Here is a 23,984-nt window from a genome sequence, read left to right as displayed (position 1 = left end):
AATCCTGCGCGGGCATGGGCGGGAGGGCAGGAGGCGACTTTACGGGAAGGGGTGGGGGCATGGCGATGGGGTCTGTTTTGAAGAGCTTCGCGAGCAAGCTCTGGGGTAGATCAAAAACATCGCGGCTAAAGCCGCTCCCACAGGTTTTCGCGTTCTGTGGGAGCGGCTTTAGGCGCGATTCCTGCACAAGGTGATATCAAACCGTACGCGCTCCCTCTCCCGCGTGCGGGAGAGGGCTGGGGTGAGGGGCTTTTAATCAGCGATTCACCGGCGCCACAAACGTACTCACCCCCGCCACACGACTGCCCGGCGCATCCACATCCTTCAACTCAAAATGCACCTTCTCGGAAATACTCGCCGGCTTCTCAGCGGTCAGCACCACGCTCAGCGGCACGTCAGTAATCTCGCCGGGCGCCAGTTGCAGGGTGGTGTCGCCGCGCAGTTCGTACGGGCCGTCGACGGTGAGGGCCAATTGATAGCGGCGGGTTTGTTGGGTTTTGTTAATGACTTTGACGCTGTAGATGTTTTCGATTTGCCCGGCGCTGTTTTCGCGGAACAGGCCACGGTCGCGGGTGATGTCCAGGGACAGCTGCGGCCGGGCGTCGAGCGCCCAGACAAAGGCGCCGATCATTAGCAGCAACGCGGCGCCGTAGCTGACCAGCCGGGGCCGCAGAAAGCGGGTTTTTTCGCCAGTCAGCGAGCGCTCGGAGCGGTAGCCGATCAGGCCGCGGGCGTAGCCCATTTTGTCCATCACCGAGTCGCAAGCGTCGATGCACGCCCCGCAGCTGATGCAGTCCAGTTGCAGGCCGTCGCGGATGTCGATGCCGGTGGGGCACACCTGTACGCACACGGTGCAGTCGATGCAGTCGCCCAGGCCCACACTTTGCGGCACCACGTCACGGCGGCGGGCGCCACGGCTTTCGCCACGGGCGGCGTCGTAGCTGACCAGCAGGGTGTCTTTGTCGAACATCACGCTTTGAAAGCGCGAGTACGGGCACATGTGCAGGCACACTTTTTCGCGCAGCCAGCCGGCGTTCAGGTAGGTGGCGGCGGTGAAGAAGAACAGCCACGTGGCGCTGCCGCTGTCGAGGCTGAAGGTCAGCAGCTCGTGGGTGAGGTCGCGCACCGGCACGAAGTAGCCGATGAAGCCGACTGCGGTTGCCAGGCTGATGGCTAACCACAGCCCATGTTTGGCGCTGCGGCGTAGCACTTTGTTGACCGACCACGGCGCGGCGTCGAGTTTGATCCGTTGGCCGCGATCACCCTCGGTAACTTTTTCGGCCCACATAAACACCCAGGTCCACACGCTTTGCGGGCAGGTGTAGCCGCACCACACGCGGCCGGCGAATACGGTGATGGCGAACAGGCCAAAGGCGGCGATGATCAGCAGCGCCGACAGCAGAATGAAGTCCTGCGGCCAGAAGGTGGCGCCAAAGATGTAAAAGCGCTGGCCGGACAAATCCCAGAGCACCGCCTGACGACCTTCCCAGTTCAGCCACGCGGTGCCGAAGAAAATCAGGAACAGCAGCCCCGCGCCGTACAGGCGCAGGTTGCGAAACAAGCCGGTGAAGGCGCGGGTGTGGATCGGCCCGCCGGCTTGCGCCGGGGTCAGCCGCAATGGCTGGCGCGGGTCAATGGTTTCAAGCAGTTGCGCGGGAATACGGTCGGTCATGGCTGGCCCCATCAGGCTCTTTTTCAGGCGTGGCCATGATGGGGCGGCATCTGCTCCGATAACAGACTCAGGTTTAGCGGAAAAAACCGGATCAGATGGGTTTCGCTCAGCTCAGTTCGAGCCAGATCGGGGCGTGGTCGGAAGGCTTTTCCATGCCGCGCAGGTCGTAGTCGATGCCAGCGTCTTTGAGGCGGCTCAGCAGCGGGGCGCTGGCCAGAATTACATCGATGCGCAGGCCGCGTTTGGGTTCGTCTTCAAAACCACGGCTGCGGTAGTCGAACCAGCTGAAGCGGTCGTTCACCTCCGGGTGCAGGTGCCGGAAGGAATCCACCAGGCCCCAGCCTTTCAAGGTTTCCAGCCATTCACGTTCTTCCGGCAGGAAGCTGCACTTGCCGGTTTTCAGCCAGCGCAGGCGGTTCACGTCGCCAATGCCGATGTCGCAGTCTTGCGGGGAAATATTGATGTCGCCAATCACCACCACCGCCTGGTCCGGCGAGAACTGTGTGGTGAGCAGGTTTTGCAGGTCGGCGTAGAAACGCTGTTTGGCCGGGAACTTGGTGGGGTGGTCGCGGCTTTCGCCTTGCGGAAAATAGCCGTTCATCACGGTGACGGGCTGGCCGTTTTCGTCGGCGAAGGTGCCGTAGATGAAACGGCGCTGGGCGTCTTCTTCATCGCCGGGGAAACCTTTGTGCAGCGACAGCGGCGCCTGACGGGAAAGCAGGGCGACACCGTAATGGCCTTTCTGCCCGTGCCAACTGACGTGATAGCCCAGGGCTTCAATTTCAGCGAAGGGAAATTGCTCGTCCGCCACTTTGGTTTCCTGCAGGCCGATGACGTCGGGCTGGTGTTTTTCGATCAACGCCGCCAACTGGTGAGGGCGGGCGCGCAGGCCGTTGATGTTGAAGGAAACGATCTTCATGGGCGGCAGGTTCTCTTTATGGCGGTCTAGACAGGCAAACAGCAAAGCCTGCGATGCTAGCCCATGCCCGGCGACGGGACCAGCGGCGGCGTGTGGCAGGGCGGCGCCTTGGCTGCTAACGTGAGGTCGGTCTTACGCAATAAACGCCCGATAAAACCAACAATAAAAAACCGCCTGGAGCCCGCGCCGTTCGTGCGTTTGCGCCAAGGCAGGTGAACCGAGGTACCGTGCATGCCTTCGTCTGTTGCCCTTCCCGCTGCCGAGGTGCGTTTACTCGATAGCAGCTTTGTTCGCGAAGCCCGTTCCTTGCTCTATCACGCCTACCGCCACGAGCCGACTTTCGGCTATCTATTCGAATCCGAACGCCCCGGTTACGACCAACGCGTACGCGCCACGGTGCGCGAATTGGTGCAGCGGCATTTTCTCGAAGAGCTGCCTGCCATTGGCCTGGTGATCAACGACCGGCTGGTGGCGTTGGCCTTGATCGCCCCGCCACAGCGGCGGCTCGACATCACCGAAAGCTGGGGCTGGCGCCTGCGCATGTTGCTGACCACCGGCCTGCGTTGCACCAAACGTTACCTGCACTACCACGACGCGGTGCTCGCCTGCCTGCCGCCGGGGCAATACCACGTGCTGCCGCTGCTGGGCGTGCACCCGGAATTTCAGGGCAAACACCTGGGCGAGCAGTTGCTCGAAGCCTTGCACGACTGGTGCGCCAGCGACGAAACATCCCTCGGCGTGGTGCTCGACACCGGCAACCCGCGCTACCTGGATTTCTACAAACGCCAAGGCTACGAAGAAATTGGCGAAGTGGCCGTGGGACCGATTCACGAACATGTGTTCTTCCACGCCAACCCCCAGCAGGTCGCCCTCGCCAGCGCTTGAAACGCGCCGCCACCGTGGCGCCCGCCCGCTCTGGAACGGGCGGGCGCCCGTGTTAGCATCGGTGCCCATGACTTTTCACGCATCAATCGGGCTGGCGTTGGCGCTGCTGCTCACGGCCACCACCGCCCTCGCGCAAACCCAGCTGAGCGTGCGCATCAAGCCGGCCAACCCGGCGCTCAGAGCCAACATCAGCGGCTATGTCGGCGATCTGGGCGAGCGCGACGAACAGGCTTTGCAGCGCTTCAGCCGCGGCGCCGAAGTGCAGGCACGCAAGGCAGCCGAGGCGTTGGGCTATTACCAGGCAACCATCAGCAGCGAAGTCGACCGCAACGACCGTGGCCCGCGCTTGATCCTGCGCATCGAACCCGGCGAGCCGGTGCACATACGCAACGTGACGGTGCGCATCGACGGCCCCGCCGCGCAATTGCCCGCCTTTCGCGTACCGGCCAGCAGCGAGCTGCGCAGCGGCGCGGTGCTTAATCACGGTCACTACGAAGATGCCAAACGGCTGATCCAGAACCAGGCCTCGCGCTATGGCTTTTTCAGCGGCCGTTTTACCTCGCAGCGCATGGCCATCGACCCGGTAGCCGGGGTGGCGGACATCGAGCTGATCTACGCCAGCGGCCCGCGCTATTACTTCGGCCCCAGCCAATTCAGCGGCGACCAGACCTTCGACGAACAACTGCTGCAACGCATGGTGCCGTTCAAACCGGGCACCGCCTATGACGCCGACCTGATCGCCAAGCTCTATCAAAACCTGCAAGGCAGCGGCTACTTCGACAGCGTGCGGGTGGATGCCGCGCCGGTTCAGGGCAGCGGCGAGCAGGTGCCGGTGAAGATAGACCTGGTCTCCCGTGAACCGCGCACCGTCGGCATCGGCTTGGGTTTTTCCACAGACGTTGGGCCGCGCGCGCGCTTCAACTGGACGCGCCACTGGGCCAACGCGCAAGGGCACAGTTACGGCACGGAAATGGAACTCTCCGCGCCTCGGCAAAACATCGGCCTGTGGTACGACATTCCCGGCAACCCGCCGCTGACCGACAAAACCCGCTGGGCCGGCGGCTACCAGTACGAAGAGCTGGCCAACACCGATAGCCTCAGCCGCCTGCTCACCGTCGGCCCGGAGTGGCACAGCAAACTCGACAGCGGCTGGCAGCAAGTGCTCTCGCTCAAGCTGCAACGCGAGGAATATCGGCTGGGCAGCGACAACGGCCTGAGCACGTTATTGATGCCTGGCGTCAGTTATTCCTACCTGCACAGCGACAACGCCATCGACCCCGCCAACGGCTACCGCTTGCAATTCGAGGCGTCGGTGGCCAAGGACGGGCTGATCTCCGACAGCAACCTTGTTTACGGCACGGCGCTCGCCAAAGGCTTGACCACGCTGTGGGACAAGCACCGTTTTCTCGGCCGCATTCAATTCGGCGGCAGCGCCACCGACGACTACAAAGCCGTGCCGCCGTCGTTACGCTTTTTTGCCGGTGGCGACCAAAGCGTGCGCGGTTACGACTACCAGTCGCTGTCGCCGGAAAACAATGAGGGCGACCGCATCGGCGGCCGCTATCTGGTGGCCGGCAGCGTGGAATACCAATACGCCTTCGCCGAGCGCTGGCGCTGGGCTACCTTTGTCGACCAAGGCAATGCCTTTCAGAACCTAGAAATTCCGACGCTTAAAACCGGTGTCGGCATGGGCGTGCGCTGGATTTCCCCGGTGGGGCCAATCCGCCTGGACCTGGCCCGGGCGCTGGATGACGACGGCGGCTTTCGCCTGCATTTCTCCATGGGGCCGGAGCTGTGAGGGTGCTCAAGCGTGCGCTCGACGCGCTGCTCGCCGTGGTGCTGAGCACGGTGCTGGTGGCGGCGGTAGTGCTTGGCACCGAGGGCGGCAGTCGCTGGCTAGTGACGAAAATTCCGGGCGTGCAGGTGGACGCCTTCGAAGGCCGCCTGGGCGGCGCGTGGCGTGCGGCGAGCGTGGTGTGGCAGCAGCAGAAGGATGAGGTGGCGCTGACGGACGTGAGCGTCGAGTGGTCGCCGTCGTGTTTACTGCGGCTGACCCTGTGCATCGACCAACTACACGCCCAGCAATTGACCCTGCAATTTGCCAGCAGCGAGAGCAGCGACGACACGCCCTTGGCGTTGCCTGCCCTGAATCTGCCGTTGTCGTTGCAACTGGGCGATATCCAGGTGGGCAGCATTCTTTACAACGGCGGCGAGCAGGCGAGCCAGCTGGCGTTGGTGGCGCACTGGAACGCGGGCGGCTTGCAGATCGAACGCTTGCTGGGCGCCAGCAATGGCGTGGCGCTAGACATACACGGCACGCTCGACCCCAACGGCCAATGGCCGCTGAACCTGGAGGGCACGGTGCAACTGCCGGCCCCCGATGCGCAGCGCTGGGATCTGGCGGTGAAGGTTGAGGGCGAGCTGCAAAACAGCCTGGCGGTGACGGCCGCCAGCTCCGGCTACCTGACGGCAACGCTCAAGGGCCGCATGCAGCCCCTGGCCGACGGCCTGCCGGCACAGGCGCAGATCAGCGCTGAGCAATTCTCGGCCCACGCCGATATGCCTGCGCTAAAGGCCATCGAACTGAGCGCGGCGGGCACGCTGAGTGCCGGTTATCAAGTGAACGGCACGGCGGCGCTGGATGCGCAGAACGGCGATATTCCGCTGACCCTGGCCGGCCTCGTCACCGCCAGTGGCGCCGATATCCAAGCCCTAACGTTGCAAGCGGCGGACAACCAGCACGTCACCGTCAATGGCCGTCTGGATTGGCAAGACGCCTTTACCGCCGACGCCGACTTCACCTGGCTGGACTTTCCCTGGCGCCGCCTGTTGCCCGAGGTGGAGGAGCCCGCCGTCACGCTGCACACCTTGGCCGGGCAGGTGCATTTTCAGGACGGCAACTACCTTGGCCATTTCGCCGCCGAGCTCAACGGGCCGGCCGGCGCGTTCAGCCTGAGCAGCCCGGTGAGTGGCGACCTCAGTCAGGTGCATTTGGTCAGCCTGCAGCTGCAAGCCGGGCAGGGCAAAGCCGAAGGGCAGGTGACCCTGGGCTTTGCTGATGGCATTCGCTGGGACAGCCGCTTGCAGCTCAGCCAGCTCGACCCCGCCTATTGGCTGGCCGAACTGCCCGGCACACTCGGCGGCACCTTGGTCAGCCAGGGCGAATACCGCGAGCAGCTGAAGCTGACTGCCGACCTCGACCTCAACGGTCGCCTTCGCGGCCAACCCGCCGTGGTTCAGGTTCAAGCGGCTGGCGAGGGCCAGCGCTGGACAGTCGACAAGCTGGCCCTGCGCCTGGGCGACAACAGCGTGCAGGGCCAGGGCAGTGTCGATCAACGCCTGGCCGGCAAACTGACCCTGGCCATGCCGCGTCTCGGCCAACTCTGGCCGCAACTGGCGGGCCAACTCAATGGCCAGCTCGACCTCGCGGGCAGCCTGCAAGCGCCGCAAGGCCAGCTCACCTTGCGCGGAACGCAACTGGCCTATCAGCAGCAGAAAATCGCCACGCTCGACCTCGCCGCCGCGCTCGACAGCCAACAGCGCGGCAAACTGGAACTCACCGCTACGGCCATCAAAAACGGCGACACCGACCTGGGCCGTCTGCACCTGACCGGCAGCGGCAACCGCCAGCAGCAACGCATGGCCCTCGACCTCACTGGTGACAAACTCAAACTGAATATCGCCGCCGACGGCACCCTGGCGCCGAATTTCGACTGGCGTGGACGCATCGCCAGCGGCCGCGTTGAAACGGCCGGGCAGGTGTGGACGTTGCAACAAGCCGCCACGCTGCAACGCTTGGCCAACGGCCAGTTGAGCCTGGGCGCGAACTGTTGGCTGAGCGGTGCGGCCAGCTTGTGTGGCGATGAGCAACGGCTGATGCCCGAACCGCGCTTGCGCTGGCGCCTGCGCGATTTCCCGATGCAAACCCTGGCGCAGTGGTGGCCGGCGGACTTCGCCTGGCAAGGCCAACTCAACGCCGACCTGTCCCTCGACTTGCCCGCCAGCGGGCCTAACGGCGATGTGCGCCTGGACCTGGGCGCCGGCAACTTTCGCGTCCGCGACAACGGTCATTGGCTGGACTTGCCCTACGACCGCTTCCTGCTCACCAGCCAACTGCGCCCGCAACGCATCGACTCGCAGCTGGATTTCCATGGCGCCAAATTGGGCCAGTTGACCCTGCGCGCACAGATCGACCCACGGCCGGTGAGCAAGCCGCTGTCTGGCAGCTTTGAACTGGCGGGCCTCGACCTCAGCGTGGCGCGGCCCTTTGTACCCATGGTCGAGCGCCTGAACGGGCATCTGAACGGCAGCGGCACATTGTCTGGCGGCTTGCTGGCGCCGCAAATCAACGGCCGCTTGCTGATCGAAGACGGCGAGGTGGCGGGCAGTGAATTGCCGGTCAGCGTCCAGGGTTTGAAGGCAGAGGCGTTGATCGTCGGCGAGCGCCTGCAACTGACCAGCAACTGGCGCAGCGGCGAAGCAGGCGAGGGCAGCCTAAGCGGGCAACTGACGTGGAACGCAGGCCTGAATATGGACATGCAACTGCGCGGCAGTCGCCTGCCAGTGATCGTGGAACCGTACGCCAACCTGGAAGTGCACCCGGACCTCAACCTGCGCCTGGCCGACGAACGTCTGGCGGTGCAAGGCAAAGTGCGCGTGCCCCGTGGCGCCATCGAGATTCGTCAGTTGCCGCCGTCAACTGTGAAGGTTTCTGACGATGCGCAAGTGGTCGGCGTGCACGACCCCGAAGCGCGGCAAACGCAGGCCATGGCGATGGATATCGACATTGATGTGGGCGCCGCCGATGGCCAGCCGCCGTTGACCTTCAGTGGCTTTGGTCTGACCGCCGAACTGGGCGGGCGCCTGCACATGGGCGACAACCTCGACACGCGCGGCGAACTGACGCTGAAAAAAGGCCGTTACCGCGCCTACGGCCAGCGCCTGAACCTGCGCCGCGCACGGCTGCTGTTTGCCGGCCCGATTGACCAGCCGTACCTCGACGTCGAGGCGGTGCGCCAGGTCGACAGCGTGACGGCCGGCCTGCGCATCAGCGGCAACGCCGAGCAGCCGACCACCGAAGTGTTCTCCGAACCGGCCATGAGTCAGCAGCAGGCGCTGTCGTATCTGGTACTGGGACGCCCGGCCAGCAGCGGCAGCGGCGACAACAATATGCTCGCCGAAGCGGCGTTGGGCCTGGGCTTGATGGGCAGCTCATCGGTGACCACGGAAATGGCGCAACGCCTGGGCATCAACGACTTCCAGCTCGACACTGGCGGCAGCGGCGCGACCACCAGCGTGGTCGCCAGCGGCAATCTGTCTGAACGTCTGAGCCTTCGTTACGGCGTTGGCGTGTTCGAGCCGGCGAGCACCATTGCCCTGCGCTACGAACTGACCAAACGGGTGTACGTGGAAGCCGCCAGCGGCTTGGCCAGTTCGCTGGATATTTTCTACAAGCGCGACTTTTGACGGGTAGGCGATTTAAGAGCCCCTCACCCCAGCCCTCTCCCGTGGACGGGAGAGGGGGCGAAATGCGATCTACGCCAACAAGCTCAGCCACGCCGAGGCCAGCAACAGCAACGCCATCACCTGATTGAACCGACGCATGCCGGCGTCGGTGCGGCAAAACCGCGTCACGCCCCGGCCCAACGCCGCCCAGACGCCGAGGCACGGAATCGCGACCAGAAAAAACAGCAAGGCCAGCAGCGCCACGCGGCTGGTTTTGTCCGGCGCATGGGCGGCAAACACCCCAACCACCGCCAGCGCCATCATCCAGGTCTTCGGATTCACCACCTGCAAGCCGGCGGCCGCCGCCATGCTTAGGCGCTTGCCTGGTTGCTGGCGGGCATTGTCGAGACCCACCGCCGGGCTGCGAAAAATCTGCCAGGCCAGGTAGCTCAGCCAGGCAATGCCCGCCCACGCCATCGCTTGCTGCACAAGCGGATGGCGAGTCAGCGCATCGCCAATGCCCACGCCCACCAGCAACACCAACAGGGCCGCACTGGCGCAGGCGGCCAGCACCAAGGGCACGGCCGCGAGCAGACCAAAGCGGGCGCTGTTACTGAGCACCAACAGGTTGGTGGGGCCAGGCGTTATGGAGGCGACGAGGGCGAAAAGCAGAAAGGGCAGCAAGTCCACGATGGGCTCCAGGCAGATTCAGGAGCCGTAAGGGTTGCAGGCGGGCGAGGTTCAGTCTGGATGATTTGTGCAGCGCTTGCGGTAGTCCGCCGGGGTCAGCCGATACGCCCGACGGAACCAGCGGCCGAGATGACTTTGGTCGGCAAAACCAAGGGCGCTGGCCACCTGGGCGGGCGTTTCGCCCCGAGCCAGCAGGTGCCGGGCTTTGCTCAGGCGCAACTGAATGAGATAGGCATGGGGCGCCATGCCAAACGCGACCTTGAACGCGCGGCTGAGGCGGAAACGGTCGACACCGCTGATGCGCGCCAGGTCGTCCAGCCCGATGTCGTCGTGCACATGGGCATGTAAATAATCCCGCGCCCGCTGCGCCACCAGCGGCAAGCGCGGGTCGAGGCCTTGCGGCTTGCGCCAATGCAAATGCGCGGTCATTTGCCCGAGCAGATCATCCAGCGCCGTCTGCCGCACGATGCGCAATTCGTTGCCATGCAACGCCTGGAACGCATTCAGCGTGGCCTGGGCCAGCGGCCGGTCGCCGATCAACGTTTGCTCGAACGCCGGCTGGCAATCGCTGGGCGCCTGCTCGAACAGGGCGTGCAGCTCACGCTCCAGCCACTGCGGGTCGAGATAGAGCATGGAATAGGTAAAGCCTTCCTCCGACGGCGCGGTGCCGTCGTGAATCTCGCCGGGCTCGAGCATAAATACTTGGCCGGGCGTGCTGTTGTGGCGCTGCTGCCGGCAACTGAACTGCTGCACGCCTTGCTCGGTGACGCCGATGAGGTAGCTGTCGTGGAAATGCGGGTCATAGGCATGGCCCCGGAAATGCGCACGGATGGTCTCGATGCCGGTGTCGGCGTCTTGGCTGAGATCGATCCAGTTGCTAGCGGCCATGGTAGGGACCAGACAGGGGACGGGGGTGGGTCAGTATGCCAAGGTCGAAAATGGGCGTCTGGAAGTTTTGTGCAGTGGGTTTGGATGGCGGCAGCGGCCGGAATCGCATCGCGGCTAAAGCCGCTCCCACAGAAATCGCACAACCTGTGGGAGCGGCTGGACCGCGTCGCCTGCTCTGGATCCCCGCCTGCGCGGGGATGACGGAGGATTTTTCAAACACCACCGTCATTCCCGCGAAGGCGGGAATCCAGAATTTCAAGCCGTACACGGTAGATCCGCGCAGGTATTCATTACCGCACGCGCTGAACGTTTTGGTATTGCGCCCAGTGACACGACGAACACCCCCCGTCCCCTCACCGAACAGCCGTCGACGTCGCCGCGTTAAACCACCCCTTCACGTAACACGTCGACACCAACGACGTATCACACCGCCCGTTCGTCAACGCCTCACGCAATTTGTCCACGTCCGCCCGCTCCACATAGCGGCGCGCATCGTCCATGTCGTCGGCCTGCCCATAGCCGCCGTTGAGCATTTCGCTCAGGGCTTCCTGTTTGCTCCAGCCTTGAATCACCGTGCGGAACATGGCGCCCATCAAGCCGGTGCGGTCGCTGCCGTGTTTGCAGTGCATCAGCACCGGGCCGCGGGTTTCGGCCAGTTGCAGGGTGTTGAGCACGCGCAGTACGTCGGCGTCGTTTACGCGGTCGGCGTGCAGGGGAATGCTGATTAAGGTGATGCCGCTGTTGCCTAGCCACTGGCGGTCGTCTTCCTTGCTCAGGCTGACCACGGTGCGCACTTGCAGCTGTTCTAGCACCGCCAGGTTTTGCGGCTTGGGCAGGGCGCTGCGGTAGAGGGTGGGGGACATTTCGAAGAGTTTGAAACTGCTGTCTACCGGCCGCGCCCAGGTTTCGTTTTGCGCGGCGCTGAATACTTCAACCGGCGCGGCCTGGGCGTGGCGGAAATGGACGAGCAGCCCCACGCCCACCAGCGCGATAAACCCCGCAACAGCAACCACCAGACGATAAGACGTACGCATGAAAGCCCCTCAAGTAAGGGCACCCATGCTAGGAATCGGCCGGTGAAGCGTTGATCAAATCGATGTGAAAAAACGGTGAAAGGCGAGGCGTTTTATTGCGTGCGCGAGCCGCCGAAATAGGCGCAGCCGCGTTCTACTTTGCCATTGCTGCGCAGCTCGGCGGACAGAAATTGCACGGCGCCGGTGGCGCTGTCGACGCAGCGTTGCGGGGCCACCCACAGTTCTATGCGCAAGCCGTTGGCTTCGCTGGTGAGGTTGAAGCGGCCGTTGGGCAATTGTTCTTCCAAATAGGGCAGGGCCAACGGTTCCTGGTTGGGACGCTCGAGCACCATGCCTTTGGCGTTGACGCTCACGCTCCAGTCCGGCTCGTGGCCGCTGGCGCGCAGCATTTGGCGTTTGAAGTTGGGGTCGTCGCAGCCGTGGCCTTCACGTTGCACGCGGTACAGGCGGGTGAGGTTCAGTTGGCCGTCGGTGCCGGCCACGGGGCTGGCGCCGAGGTTGCCGCTGACGTCGGCGAACAGGGTGGCGTCGCGGGTGTCGAGCAGGGCGGCGGACTCTTGCAGCAGGCCGGTGTTGCCGCTGTCGTTGATGACGAAACGGCGCTGTTCCTGGCACGGGCGCAGCAGCAGCTTGCCGTTGCTGACGCTCAGTTCGCCTTGCATGCGGGTACCGGGCGAGACCGGTGTTTCGTCCTGTTGATCAAACATGGCGCAACTGGCGAACAGGGGCAGCAGGGCAAACAGCAGAGGGCGAACGGCGCGCATCGGGAGGGTCTCCTGGAAAGTGCGGCCACGTTACCCATGGGTCTGCGTTGGCACAAGAGCGGAGCGCGGATTGAAAAGCATCGAGGCTGAAGCCTCTCCTACAGAAATCTGGGGGCTTCAGCATCGTGGGGCCCGTCACTCACCCGACGGTATAAACCTGCCCGGTTTGCTTGCCCTCAACGCTTTTCGAGTAGGCCAGAGAAACGTCCGCTGCCGACACCGGTTTGAAACCACGGAAGAACGGGCCGTAGCTGTCCATGGATTCCACCAGCACGTTGGGGCTGACTACGTTCACGCGCAGGCCGCGCGGCAGTTCGATGGCTGCGGCTTTGACGAAGCTGTTGATGGCGCCGTTAACCATGCTCGCCGAGGCGCCGGCAACGATGGGGTCGTCGCTGAGGATGCCGGAGGTAAAGGTGAATGAACCGCCGTCGTTGATGAATTCGCGGCCGATTAGCAGCAGGTTTACCTGGCCCATCAGCTTGTCGTTCAGGCCGATGGCGAACTGCTCGGCTTGGAGGTCGGCCAGCGCGCCGAAGTGCACGGAGCCGGTGGTGCTGACCAGTGCATCGAAGCGGCCGGTTTGTTCGAACAGCTGGCGGATGGAGGCGGCGTCGCGGATGTCGACCTGGAAATCGCCGCTGCTACGACCGACGCGAATCACTTCATGGCGCTCGGCCAGTTCACGCGCTACGGCTTGGCCAATGGTGCCGCTGGCACCGATCAGGATGATTTTCATGGCACTGCTCCTTGGGGTTGGGTGTGGGACGCAGTGTAGGACGGCAGTTTGTGAGCGATAATCCGTCTAATTGGAAACCTTTGGTTCTCGCTGGGAAACAATCGCCATGAGTGAAATGGATGATCTGGCGGCCTTCGCCACGCTGGTGGAGGCCGGCAGCTTTACCGCCGCCGCGTTGCGGTTGGGGTGCAGTAAGGGGCAGCTGTCCAAGCGTATTGGCTTGCTGGAGCAGGGCTTGGGCATCAGCTTGCTGCACCGCACCACACGGCGATTGTCGCTGACCGCTGCGGGCGCAGCCTTGTTGCCGGAAGCGCAGGCGTTGGTGGCGCAAGCGACGCGGGCGCGGCAGACCCTGGCGCGCTTGCAGGAAGAGGCGAGCGGCGTGGTGCGCATTACAGCGCCGGTGTCGCTGGGCGATACCTTTTTCGACGCCCTGCAACTGGAGTTCGCCCGCGCCTATCCGCACATTCGCATCGAGCTGGAGCTGAGCAACAGCTACCGCGATCTGGTGGCCGATGGTTTCGACCTGGCCATTCGCAGCGGCGAGCAGAGTGATGATCGCCTGGTGGCGCGGCCGTTGTTGTCGATGCAGGAACTGACCTGCGCCAGCCCGGCGTACCTGGCGGCCCACGGCCAAGTGCGCGAGCCGCAGGCGCTGAGTGAGCAGGTGTGCTTGCTCAACAGCCACTACAGCGGTGCCGAGGAGTGGCTGTATCACCGCCAACATGAATTGACGCGCGTGCGCGTGAACGGCCCGTTTGCCAGCAACCACTACAGCTTGCTGAAAAAAGCCTGCCTGGGCGGAGCGGGAATTGCGCGGTTGCCCTCGTACCTGGTGCATCAGGAATTGCTCGACGGCACGCTGGTGTGGCTGCTGCGCGATTACCAGACGCGCATCAGCCCGGTGTTTCTGGTGCATGCCTATCAGCACGGGTTGCCCAAGCGCACGCAGGTGTTGGCGGATTATTTGTTGGCGTGGTTTGAAGAGCGGCGGGGGGAGTTGGATCGGTTGACGACCGTGGCGCCTTAACGTCCCCCCTCACCTCAACCCTCTCCCGCGAGGGGAGAGGGGGCAAAACGAGGTGCTCGCAGGATTTCCTCTCCCCTCTACCTCTGGGAGAGGGGCTGGGGGTGAGGGTGGGGTCAAAGGCGCTGATCGGCCCTAAGCAGCGTCTCCAGACACTGCTCCTGAATCCCATAAAACGTTTTGATCCCTTGAATCCGCTCCATCACCGGCGCCGGGTCGACCGGTTCGGGGCGTTTTACGGCGAGGATCATTTTGTTTTTGTTGGTGTGTTCCAGCGAGACGAATTCGAACACTTTGGTTTCATAGCCGCAGGCTTCCAGCAGCAGGGCGCGCAGGCTGTCGGTGACCATTTCGGCTTCCTGGCCGAGGTGCACGCCGTATTGCAGCATCGGTCGCAGCAGCGCCGGGGTTTGCATTTGTGGGCGGATCTGTTTGTGGCAGCACGGCGAGCACATGATGATCGAGGCGTCGCTGCGAATGCCCAGGTGAATGGCGTAGTCGGTGGCCACGTCGCAGGCGTGCAGGGCGATCATGATGTCGATGGCGGCCGGCGTGTACGTGCGCACGTCGCCGTGTTCGAAGCTCAGGCCCGGTTGCTCCAGACGCGCGGCGGCGTCGTTGCCCAGGCGCACCATGTCTTCACGCAATTCCACACCGGTGACTTTGCCTTGGCGGCCGAGGCTGTTGCGCAAGTAGTCGTGCATGGCGAAGGTCAGGTAGCCCTTGCCGGAGCCGAAGTCGACCGCATGAATGGCCTCGTCGGCGCCGCGTTGTTGCAGCGGCGAGCTGGCCAGGGCGTGGGAAAACACTTCGACGAACTTATTGATCTGCTTCCACTTGCGCGCCATCGCCGGCACCAGTTCGTGCTTGGCGGTGGTGACGCCGAGGTCGGTGAGGAACGGGCGCGTCAGCTCAAGAAAGCGTTTCTTCTCGCGGTCATGGCCAGCCTGGGCGCCTTCACGTTCCACTGCCTTGCCCACAAACAGCCGGCTTTTGTTTTTCTTGCCGAAGGTCAGTTGCACGTCATCGGTCAGCGACAGCAGGTGGGCGTTTTTGAACGCGGCCGGCAGCATGTCGGCGATCAAGGCCAGGGCCTCGGCGTGGGGGAAATTCTTGGTAATGTCGCGGGTTTTGTAGGTGTACACGAACGACAAACACGCCTGGCCGCGCACCGTGATCGGACGGATCGCCACCCGTTGCAGCTCGGTTTCGTCGCCGTGGTATTTGCTCAGCAGCACCTTGACCAAGGTGTTCTGCACCAGGCTCTTTTCCACGAGGGCAAGGAAATCGCCACGGTCATCGGTGGTGGCGGCGGCGGAAACTTCGACTGACATGAACGGGCCCGGTCTTCACTGGCTGGCGAGGGGCGCTAATGCTACAGGGTTCGCGCCGTTCTGTGGCGCCGCGCCAGCAGGTGGTCGATGGACAGCACACCCGGCCCGCGCGCCATCAGCAGCAGCAAAATCGCCGCCCAGGTGCCGTGCACGGGATAGGCGTCGGGGTAGACGAACAGCTGAATCGTCAGGGTCATGCCCAGCAGAGCCAGTGCGGAAAAGCGCGTGGCCAGACCGAGCAGAATCAGCACCGGAAAAAGGTGTTCGCTGAACGTGGCGAGATACGCCGCCGTTTCGGGCGGGATCAGCGGCAGCGCATATTCGCTGCTGAACAGCGGAACGGTCGAGTCGGCCAGGTGCGGGTTGTCGTAAACAAAGGTGCCGCTGACCAGGTCGACGGCAAAGCCCTCCACCTTGGTTTGGCCGGATCGCCAGAACACCGCCGCAATGGAAAACCGCGCGATAAAGGCGATCAGGCTGTGGGGAATTTTTTCGAACAAGTCGATTACGCGGCGCAGGCTCATGGGGTTTCTCGGTAAGAAAGCGCGGTGATCGCGCCGTGGGAAATCAGCAGTGCCAGGGCGGCGCCGAGGTCGAAATCCGGCGCGCAGGATTGCGCCGCGTCGGCGAAGGTCTGGCCATTCAGCAGTCGGCCGATAAAGCCGGCGCTGTCGGCGTCGATGCCGATCACCAGCACGTCGAGGTGCTGACGCAGCACCAGGCAGTGTTCGGCGCTGCCAAGGTCAACCTGCTCGATGGCCAACTCGCCCTGGTGCGCGGCCCATAGCGAGCGCACCCCGAAAGCCGACGTCAGCAGGTGAACGCAGGCGTGCAACTGAAACCGCAAATCGCCCAGGCGCTCGCTGTCGCCTAGGGCGCCGGCTAGCACCTCATGCGCGACGGGCTCGGCATCAGCCGCGTGGTAGGCCCGCACCCGCAAGGCTTCCAGTCGCGCCATGTCTGCCAGGTACGGCAGCGTGGCGGCGGGCTCGAAGGTTTCAATAAACAGCGGGAAGTCGTTGCCGTAGTGCACCAACAGCCGTGAGGAAGGCGGATTGGCTTTTACGTACACCGCCGCCATGGCGCGGAAAAACGCCTCGCCCACCAACTGCTGCACCACCGGAAAGGTATCGGCCAGGGCATTGATCAGCGAGCTGAGTACGTTATTGCGGTACACCGCGAAACGCGCCGCCGGGTCGGAGCCGTTGTAGGTGTGCAGCCCGCTCGGCGTGGTGTTCTCGTCGCTCAGCAGGGCGTGCTCAAACTCGGCGTGCAGGCTCATCGCGCTGTGCTCCGCGCCAGTATGCGTTCGGCCATGTGCGCTTCGGCGAGCAGGTGGTCCAGCGGCGGCACGTCGTTGTCGCGCTCGATCAACGTCGGCAGCGGGCCGAGGCGGGCGATAAGTTCGGCGTACAGCTGCCACACGGCGTCGTCTACCGGCGCGCCGTGGCTATCGATCAACAGGCGGGCGCCGCTGCTGTCGCGGTCTTCGGCGAATCCAGCGAGGTGAATCTGCTCGAGGGCGTGCAACGGCAGTTCGTTGAGATAAGCCTGCACGTCGCGCTGGTGGTTGATGCACGAGATGTACAGGTTGTTGACGTCCAGCAGCAGGCCGCAGCCGGTGCGCTGCACCACGTCGCGGATAAACGCGGCCTCGCTCAAGCTTGAGGCGGTGAACTCGACGTAGGTGGCGGGGTTTTCGAGCAGCATGCGGCGCTTGAGCACGGTTTGCGTGTGGTCGATGTGTTCGCACACGCGCGCCAGCGTCGGTTCGTCGTAGGCCACGGGCAGCAGATCGTTCAGGTACGTGGGCCCGTGGCTGGACCAGGCCAGGTGCTCGGAAAACGCCGCAGGCTCGTAGCGTTCCAGCAGGGTGGCGAGGCGTTGCAGGTGGTCGCGATCCAGCGGCTCGGCGCCGCCAATCGACAACCCGACCCCGTGCAGCGACAGCGGGTAATGCTGGCGAATCTGCCCGAGGTAGTGATGAAAAGGGCCGCCGGCGACCATGTAGTTTTCCGCATGAATTTCGAAGAAACCAATGGCGGGCAGGCTGGCGAGAATGGCTTGGTAATGCTGGGACTTCAAACCCAAACCCGCTCGCGCGGGCAGGTTTGAAACAGAAGCGAGAGGCGCGCCGCTCGGAGCGATAACGGACTGATTCATGACGGCGCGCCCCGTGTACTTAGGCTTTTTCTTTAAACGCTGCCATCTGACCGAAGCCGGTCGGGGAGGTCGGGCTGGCGGTTTTTTCGCAGGTGCCAGCCGGTACGTGTTTCCAGGCGCTGCCTTGGTAGTCCTTGGTGGACGTGCCAGCACAGGTGGTGCCTGCGCCTGCTGCGCAATCGTTTTTACCCTTCATGGAAACGCCAAAACATTTTTCGCCTTTGCTGTCATCGGCATGGGCAACCATAGGCGCGGCGGCGATGCTCAATGCGCTGCCCAAGGCCAGAGCGAGGGCGGCGGTATGCAGAGGGCGGTTTTTGTTGTTCATGGAAGTGTCTCTCTTCAGTGGGAGGAAACAAGCCGTAGTGGCCTGCTTAGTGAAGTAGAGAAACGAGGCGGGGGGTTGTTACAGGGGACGGAAAATAATTTTTTCCTGGTTTGAATGGATCAAGAGCATCGCGGCTAAAGCCGCTCCCACAGGGTATGTGCGGTCTGTGGGAGCGGCTTCAGCCGCGATGCTTTTGAGGTCAACCGCCCAGGTAGGCGTCGCGCACTTTCGGGTCGGTGAGCAGCGCCTCCCCCGTGCCTTCCATAACGACATGCCCGTTTTCCAGCACATACGCCCGGTCAGCAATCTTCAGCGCCTGGTTGGCGTTTTGTTCCACCAGGAACACCGTCACACCGTCTTGGCGCAGCTGTTCGATGATCTGGAAAATCTGCTGGATGATGATCGGCGCCAACCCCAGCGACGGCTCGTCGAGCAGCAGCAGTTGCGGCTTGCTCATCAGCGCACGGCCGATGGCGAGCATTTGCTGTTCGCCGCCGGACATAGTGCCGCCGCGCTGGCTGTAGCGCTCTTTCAGGCGCGGAAACAGGTGCAGCACTTTGTCGAGCTGTTCCTGATAGTCGCCTTTGTCGGTGAAGAAACCGCCCATGGCCAGATTTTCTTCAACGGTCAGGCGGGCAAAGATGCGGCGGCCTTCAGGCACCACGGCAATGCTTTTGCGCATGATCTCGCTGGATTCCAAGCCCACCAGTTCTTCGCCTTGGTAGCGAATGCTGCCGCTGGCGGCACGCGGCGAACCGCACAGGGTCATCAGCAGGGTCGACTTGCCGGCGCCGTTGGCGCCGATCAGGGTGACGATCTCGCCTTTGTGCACTTGCACGTTGACGTTATGCAGCGCTTGGATCTTGCCGTAGAAGGTGGAAACGTTGTCGAAATACAGCATGGTTACGCTTCCCCCAAATAGGCTTTGATCACTTCCGGATTGTCGCGAATCTGCTCCGGAGTGCCATCGGCCAGCGGTGTGCCCTGGTTGATCACGACGATGTGGTCGGAAATGCTCATGACCAGTTTCATGTCGTGTTCGATCAGCAGCACCGTGACGTTGTATTCATCGCGCAGCACGCCGATGAGCTGCTTGAGCTCTTCGGTTTCGTTCGGGTTGAGACCGGCCGCCGGCTCGTCGAGCATCAGCAGGCGAGGGCGGGTCATCATGCAGCGGGCAATTTCCAGGCGGCGTTGCTGCCCGTACGCCAGCGTGCCGGCCGGGCGGTTGGCGACCTCGGTGAGGTTGACCTTATCCAGCCAGTGCGCGGCAAACTCCATGGCTTCACGCTCGCTTTTGCGAAACGCAGGAGTCTTGAACAGACCGGCCAGGAAGTTGGTGTTGATGTGCCGGTGCTGGGCAATCAGCAGGTTTTCAATGGCGGTCATGTCTTTGAACAGGCGCACGTTCTGGAACGTACGCACCACGCCCTTGCGGGCGATTTCATGGCCGGCCAGCCCTTGAATGGCTTCACCGTCGAGCAGGATGGTGCCGCTGGTGGGTTTGTAGAAACCGGTCAGGCAGTTGAACACCGTGGTTTTGCCGGCGCCGTTCGGGCCGATCATCGACACCACTTGTTTCTCTTGCACGGTCAGGCCCACACCGTTGACGGCCAACAGACCGCCGAAGCGCATGCAAAGGCCGCTTACTTCAAGAATCGGGCGGCTCATTGCTTCAACTCCAAGTGCGGGCGCTGCATGGGCAAGAAGCCCTGTGGACGCCAAATCATCATGAACACCATCAGGGCACCGAACAGCAGCATCCGGTACTCGCTGAAGTTACGCATCAGTTCGGGCAGCAGAATCATCACGATGGCGGCCAGAATCACCCCCAGCTGCGAGCCCAAGCCGCCGAGCACGACGATGGCCAGAATGGTGGCCGACTCCAGGAAGGTGAACGACTCCGGCGTGATCAGGCCCTGACGCGCGGCAAAGAAGCTACCGGCGAAACCGGCGAAGCAGGCGCCGAGGGTAAAGGCCGAGAGTTTGATCACGGTCGGGTTCATGCCCAAGGCGCGGCAGGCGATTTCGTCTTCACGCAGCGCTTCCCACGCACGGCCGATCGGCATGCGCAGCAGGCGGTTGATGACGAACAGCGCGACCAACACCAGCAGCAAGGCCACCAGATACAGGAAGATCACTTTGTAAATCGAGTTGTAGGCGATGCCGAAATATTCGTGGAAGGTTTGCAGGCCTTCCGCCGCCTTGCGCTCGAAGCTCAGGCCGAACAGGGTCGGTTTGTCGATGTTGCTGATGCCGTTCGGGCCGCCAGTCAGCTCGGTGAGGTTACGCAGCAGAATGCGGATGATCTCGCCGAAACCCAAGGTGACGATGGCCAGGTAGTCGCCGCGCAGACGCAGCACCGGGAAGCCCAGCAAGAAGCCGAACAGCGCCGCCATCAGGCCGGCAATCGGCAGGCACAGCCAGAAACCGAAGCCGTAGTAGTGCGAGAGCAGGGCGTAGCTGTAGGCGCCGACGGCGTAGAAGCCGACGTAACCCAGGTCGAGCAGGCCCGCCAGGCCGACCACGATGTTCAGGCCGAGGCCGAGCATGACGTAGATGAGGATCAGCGTGGCGATGTCCACCGCGCCGCGCGAGCCGAAGAACGGCCACACCAGCGCCACCACCACCAGGGCCAGCACGAACCAGCGTTGGGTCGAGGGCAGGGTCAGGAAGTTGGTGGCCGACGACGGCACGCCCGGCACTTTCGGCACGGCGTCCCAGGCATTGCCCAACTGGCTGCGGAACAACTGCCAGAAGAACATGCCGATGGCGCAGGCGAAGATGGTCCACAGCACCGGCGCGCTGGCGCCGTGCACTTCCAGCTTGATGCCGACGATGTTCAGCTTCAGGCCCAGAATCGGGTAGGCCACGGCCAGCACCAGCAGGGCGCTGAAAAACGCCGTCTTGAGCTGTTTGGCTTTAATAGAACTGGTCATACCTTTTCAACCTCCGGGCGACCGAGAATGCCGGTCGGGCGGAACAACAGCACCAGCACCAACAGGCTGAACGCCACCACGTCTTTGTATTGGTCGCCGAAAATGTCGGCACCAAACGCTTCGGCCACACCCAACACCAGACCGCCGAGCATGGCGCCCGGAATGCTGCCGATGCCGCCGAGTACCGCTGCGGTAAAGGCCTTGATGCCGGCCAGGAAGCCCAGGTTCGGGTTGATCACGCCGTACTGCATGCCCAGCAGCACCGCCGCAACGGCCGCCAGGGTGGCGCCGATCACGAAGGTCAGGGCAATGATGTTGTTGGTGTTGATGCCCAGCAGGTTGGCCATCTTGATGTCCTCGGCGCAGGCGCGGCAGGCGCGGCCCAGGCGGGAGCGGGAGATGAACACCGTGAGGCCGGCCATCACCAGGAACGTGACGACGAAGATCAGCACCTGCATATAGGAGATAACCACACCGTTCATGGTGCTCTCGCCAAATACGAAGTTGCCGGGGATCAGGTTTGGAATCGCTTTGTCTTTGGAGTTCTGCGCGAGGAGGACCTCGTTCTGCAGAAATATCGACATACCGATTGCGGAAATCAGCGGAATCAAACGGTTGCTGCCGCGCAGCGGTCGGTAGGCGACCCGTTCAATGCTGTAGCCGTAGGCACTGGCGACAATGATGGTGGCCGCAAAGGCCGCGATCAGAATGATCGGCAGGCTGTCCAGGCCCATCATGGTCAGGCCGGCGATCACCAGAAAGGCGATGTAGGAACCGATCATGTACACCTCGCCGTGGGCGAAGTTGATCATGCCGATAATGCCGTACACCATCGTGTAACCGATGGCGATCAGGGCGTACGTGCTGCCAATGGTCAAGCCATTAACCAGCTGCTGTAAGAAATGGTAGATGTCAGGCATCAGAACTCTCCTGAAAACTTGCAAAACCTGTTGCGCGACTCGATAGCTCTGTCAGGTCGAGATGTTCCCTGCAGGCCGGTTACGGCTGCATCCACTCGGTGTGGGCACAGTTAGCTGGGGTTCCAGCCAAGCGGTGTGGTCAATCGCTTCCATCACGAAGCACGCCTTGTGCTTCGCCCCGTGCGGGGTCGGCTCGCGCCGCTCAGACCTGCCAGTGGCGGTCTGCCTTGCTATTTAGCTGGGGATTGGGGTTTTGAAGCTTTCGCGTGGGTGGCGCTCATTCGCTTGTGGCTGAGCGTGGACCCGTTTACCTCTTAAAACAAAGCCCACTGCGTGTGCAGTGGGCTTCGGGTTGCGGCTTGTTACTTACTTGGCTTCTGTTTTGGTGCCGTCAGCGTGCCAGTCATAGACCACGAAGCTGAAGTCTTTCAGATCGCCTTTGGCGTCGAAGCTCAGGTCGCCAGTCGGGGTGTTAAAGGTGTTGGCGCGCAGGGCGGCCGCTACCTTGGCGGTGTCGGTGTCGCCGGCTTTCTTGATGCCTTCGGCAATCACTTGTACCGCTGCGTAAGCCGGGAACACGAAAGGACCGCTCGGGTCTTCTTTCTTGGCTTTGAACGCTTCAACCAGGGCCTGGTTTTTCGGGTCTTGGTCGAACGACTTCGGCAGGGTAACCAGCAAGCCTTCGGAAGCCGGGCCAGCGATGGCCGACAGCTCTTTGTTACCCACGCCTTCTGGGCCCATGTAGCGAACTTTCAGGCCTTTCTCAGCCGACTGACGCAGCAGCAGGCCGAGTTCTGGGTGGTAGCCGCCGTAGTAAACGAAGTCGACGTTGGCTTGTTTCAGCTTGGAGATCATGGCCGAGAAGTCTTTGTCGCCGGCATTGATGCCTTCGAACAGTGCGACTTTCACGCCTTTGGCTTCCAGGGTTTGCTTAACGGCAGTGGCGATGCCTTCACCGTATTGCTGCTTGTCGTGGATGACCGCAACGGTTTTTGGCTTGATGTGGTCAGCAATGAAGTTGCCGGCGGTTGGGCCTTGCAGGCTGTCCAGACCGATGGTGCGGAACACCAACTGATAACCACGGGCGGTGATTTCCGGGCTGGTCGAGGCCGCGGTAATCATCAGAATGCCTTCGTCTTCGTAAATGTCCGAAGCCGGCTGAGTGGAGCTGGAGCACAGGTGGCCAACCACGAATTTCACTTCGTCGTTAACGATTTTGTTGGCCACGGCCACGGCTTGTTTCGGGTCGCAAGCGTCGTCGTACACCACGCCTTCGAGCTGCTGGCCGTTTACGCCGCCAGCCTTGTTGATTTGTTCGATGGCCATTTTGGCACCGATGAACTGCATCTCGCCGTATTGAGCGACCGCGCCGGTAACCGGGCCAGCCAGGCCGATTTTGATGGTGTCAGCTGCTAGTGAATAGCTGGCGACGCCGGCCATAGCCATGGCTGCAAACAGTTGCTTAGTAGCCTTGTTCATAGTGCTCCACTCTTATGTTTTTTCGTTTTTTTGTAAGACCCGATCACGCGAGCTGCGCGAGCGGTTCATGCCCTGTTGGCCTAAGCTGCGGCGCCAGACGAAAATCCCCGGCCCTAAGTCCCTTTGAATACGAGGGTCCTGGCAACTTTAACGGCGGAGTTTAGAGTGCCGATTTGTGCCTTGAAAAGCGGCGACTGATGCTGTCTGTAGGCAATGTCGCTAAATCGAAATAAATGTATAGAAAAACGGCGTGTCGCCACTGCCGGGCAGAGCGTCAGGCCGATCTTGTTCCTGCGGCAAACGCCGCTATCATTGCCGCCCGGCGGCTTGGCCGCCATTTACATCTTGTCGAACAAAAGAGCCCGTGATGACCGACGCCATTGACCCGCTTTACGCCAAGTTGCTAGGCGAAACCGCCCCGATCACCTGGCAAGAGCTGCAACCCTTCTTCGCCCGTGGCGCCTTGCTGTGGGTAGCGCCCGGCAGTGACCTGATCGAGGTGGCCATGGGGTTTGCGCAAGACAACGGCGCCCAGGTGGCGCAGTGGTTGGCGAATGAAACAGTTTGCAAGGTTGAAGCCGCGCTGGCGCAGGATCTGCTCGACCGTGACCCGACGCTGTGGGCTGTGGTGGTGGCACCTTGGGTGTTGATTCAGGAGCGGGGGTAGGGCGAGGGTTCGTCGTTTCCAGGAATCGAGGCTAAAGCCTCTCCCACAGGTTTCATTCCATGGTGGGAAAGACGTCGTTTTATTGTGGGAG

Annotated in this window: 22 protein-coding genes; 5 read left to right on the top strand and 17 right to left on the bottom strand. The window is 62.6% G+C overall.

The annotated features are described in order from the left end of the window. Positions 1-256 precede the first annotated feature (256 nt). Together ccoG and xthA are read right to left on the bottom strand one after the other, a co-directional pair. Positions 257-1,672: a cytochrome c oxidase accessory protein CcoG gene (ccoG, locus tag ACZZZU_RS05600; RefSeq protein ID WP_463550009.1), complete on the bottom strand. Its 1,416-nt coding sequence runs from the start codon at positions 1,670-1,672 to the stop codon at positions 257-259. Positions 1,673-1,778: 106 nt separating this feature from the next. Continuing rightward, positions 1,779-2,591: an exodeoxyribonuclease III gene (gene xthA, locus ACZZZU_RS05595; RefSeq protein ID WP_463550008.1), complete on the bottom strand. Its 813-nt coding sequence runs from the start codon at positions 2,589-2,591 to the stop codon at positions 1,779-1,781. Between the two features lie 231 nt (positions 2,592-2,822). Here xthA and ACZZZU_RS05590 point away from each other — a divergent pair, with 231 nt between their 5' ends. From ACZZZU_RS05590 to ACZZZU_RS05580, 3 genes are all read left to right on the top strand, one after another. Further along, on the top strand, positions 2,823-3,476 hold the full coding sequence (locus ACZZZU_RS05590) for a GNAT family N-acetyltransferase (RefSeq protein ID WP_463550007.1): 654 nt from the start codon (positions 2,823-2,825) through the stop codon (positions 3,474-3,476). Between the two features lie 67 nt (positions 3,477-3,543). Beyond that, positions 3,544-5,274 (top strand): autotransporter assembly complex protein TamA, encoded by a 1,731-nt coding sequence (locus tag ACZZZU_RS05585; RefSeq protein WP_463550006.1) that lies wholly within the window; start codon positions 3,544-3,546, stop codon positions 5,272-5,274. After that, complete coding sequence (locus ACZZZU_RS05580) at positions 5,271-8,942, top strand: translocation/assembly module TamB domain-containing protein (RefSeq protein WP_463550005.1); 3,672 nt, start codon at positions 5,271-5,273, stop codon at positions 8,940-8,942. The genes ACZZZU_RS05585 and ACZZZU_RS05580 overlap by 4 nt, the downstream gene beginning before the upstream one ends. A gap of 69 nt (positions 8,943-9,011) precedes the next feature. On the opposite strand, the gene ACZZZU_RS05575 is transcribed toward ACZZZU_RS05580, so the two are convergent. From ACZZZU_RS05575 to ACZZZU_RS05555, 5 genes are all read right to left on the bottom strand, one after another. Further along, positions 9,012-9,614 (bottom strand): LysE family translocator, encoded by a 603-nt coding sequence (locus ACZZZU_RS05575; RefSeq protein WP_122497774.1) that lies wholly within the window; start codon positions 9,612-9,614, stop codon positions 9,012-9,014. 48 nt (positions 9,615-9,662) lie between these two features. Continuing rightward, positions 9,663-10,499 carry an AraC family ligand binding domain-containing protein gene (locus ACZZZU_RS05570; RefSeq protein WP_463550004.1) on the bottom strand — a complete coding sequence of 279 codons (837 nt, stop codon included), beginning with the start codon at positions 10,497-10,499 and terminating at the stop codon, positions 9,663-9,665. 353 nt (positions 10,500-10,852) lie between these two features. Further along, positions 10,853-11,533, bottom strand: a complete 681-nt coding sequence (locus ACZZZU_RS05565) for a phosphatase domain-containing protein (protein ID WP_463550003.1) — start codon at positions 11,531-11,533, stop codon at positions 10,853-10,855. A 92-nt stretch (positions 11,534-11,625) separates the two neighbouring features. After that, positions 11,626-12,297, bottom strand: a complete 672-nt coding sequence (locus ACZZZU_RS05560) for a hypothetical protein (RefSeq protein WP_122497780.1) — start codon at positions 12,295-12,297, stop codon at positions 11,626-11,628. Positions 12,298-12,436: 139 nt separating this feature from the next. Further along, positions 12,437-13,036 (bottom strand): short chain dehydrogenase, encoded by a 600-nt coding sequence (locus ACZZZU_RS05555; protein ID WP_463550002.1) that lies wholly within the window; start codon positions 13,034-13,036, stop codon positions 12,437-12,439. Between the two features lie 106 nt (positions 13,037-13,142). Here ACZZZU_RS05555 and ACZZZU_RS05550 point away from each other — a divergent pair, with 106 nt between their 5' ends. Further along, positions 13,143-14,066, top strand: a complete 924-nt coding sequence (locus ACZZZU_RS05550; RefSeq protein WP_463550001.1) for a LysR family transcriptional regulator — start codon at positions 13,143-13,145, stop codon at positions 14,064-14,066. Positions 14,067-14,179: 113 nt separating this feature from the next. Here the strand turns inward: ACZZZU_RS05550 and ACZZZU_RS05545 are convergent, their stop codons facing one another. The 10 genes from ACZZZU_RS05545 to ACZZZU_RS05500 all read right to left on the bottom strand — a co-directional run bounded on the left by ACZZZU_RS05545 (position 14,180) and on the right by ACZZZU_RS05500 (position 23,226). Beyond that, positions 14,180-15,397 carry a class I SAM-dependent methyltransferase gene (locus tag ACZZZU_RS05545; protein ID WP_463550000.1) on the bottom strand — a complete coding sequence of 406 codons (1,218 nt, stop codon included), beginning with the start codon at positions 15,395-15,397 and terminating at the stop codon, positions 14,180-14,182. Positions 15,398-15,438: 41 nt separating this feature from the next. Continuing rightward, positions 15,439-15,921, bottom strand: a complete 483-nt coding sequence (locus ACZZZU_RS05540) for a DoxX family protein (protein WP_463549999.1) — start codon at positions 15,919-15,921, stop codon at positions 15,439-15,441. Further along, entirely contained in the window at positions 15,918-16,679 is a 762-nt protein-coding gene (locus tag ACZZZU_RS05535; protein WP_463549998.1) for an HvfC/BufC family peptide modification chaperone, read from the bottom strand. The genes ACZZZU_RS05540 and ACZZZU_RS05535 overlap by 4 nt, the downstream gene beginning before the upstream one ends. Beyond that, positions 16,676-17,560, bottom strand: a complete 885-nt coding sequence (bufB, locus tag ACZZZU_RS05530; RefSeq protein WP_463549997.1) for an MNIO family bufferin maturase — start codon at positions 17,558-17,560, stop codon at positions 16,676-16,678. Before bufB ends, ACZZZU_RS05535 begins: the two co-directional genes overlap by 4 nt. A 19-nt stretch (positions 17,561-17,579) precedes the next feature. Further along, entirely contained in the window at positions 17,580-17,888 is a 309-nt protein-coding gene (locus ACZZZU_RS05525; protein WP_122453359.1) for a BufA1 family periplasmic bufferin-type metallophore, read from the bottom strand. A 199-nt stretch (positions 17,889-18,087) separates the two neighbouring features. Next, complete coding sequence (locus ACZZZU_RS05520; RefSeq protein WP_463382403.1) at positions 18,088-18,789, bottom strand: ABC transporter ATP-binding protein; 702 nt, start codon at positions 18,787-18,789, stop codon at positions 18,088-18,090. Positions 18,790-18,791: 2 nt separating this feature from the next. After that, positions 18,792-19,559, bottom strand: a complete 768-nt coding sequence (gene livG / locus ACZZZU_RS05515) for a high-affinity branched-chain amino acid ABC transporter ATP-binding protein LivG (RefSeq protein WP_122453357.1) — start codon at positions 19,557-19,559, stop codon at positions 18,792-18,794. Next, entirely contained in the window at positions 19,556-20,827 is a 1,272-nt protein-coding gene (locus tag ACZZZU_RS05510; RefSeq protein ID WP_122453356.1) for a high-affinity branched-chain amino acid ABC transporter permease LivM, read from the bottom strand. Before ACZZZU_RS05510 ends, livG begins: the two co-directional genes overlap by 4 nt. Beyond that, complete coding sequence (gene livH, locus ACZZZU_RS05505) at positions 20,824-21,747, bottom strand: high-affinity branched-chain amino acid ABC transporter permease LivH (protein WP_122453355.1); 924 nt, start codon at positions 21,745-21,747, stop codon at positions 20,824-20,826. The genes ACZZZU_RS05510 and livH overlap by 4 nt, the downstream gene beginning before the upstream one ends. A 366-nt stretch (positions 21,748-22,113) precedes the next feature. Then, the gene (locus tag ACZZZU_RS05500) at positions 22,114-23,226 is read right to left on the bottom strand and encodes a branched-chain amino acid ABC transporter substrate-binding protein (RefSeq protein ID WP_463541847.1); all 1,113 of its coding nucleotides are present in this window, start codon (positions 23,224-23,226) and stop codon (positions 22,114-22,116) included. A gap of 367 nt (positions 23,227-23,593) precedes the next feature. Between ACZZZU_RS05500 and ACZZZU_RS05495 the strand changes: the two genes are divergently transcribed. After that, a complete protein-coding gene (locus tag ACZZZU_RS05495; protein ID WP_463549996.1) occupies positions 23,594-23,893 on the top strand; it encodes a DUF2288 domain-containing protein in 300 nt (99 codons plus the stop codon). Positions 23,894-23,984 lie beyond the last annotated feature (91 nt).

The organism is Pseudomonas sp. AC136, assembly GCF_979258585.1.
Note: the sequence above shows the minus strand (reverse complement) of the source record. Positions and strands in the feature narration are given on the sequence as shown.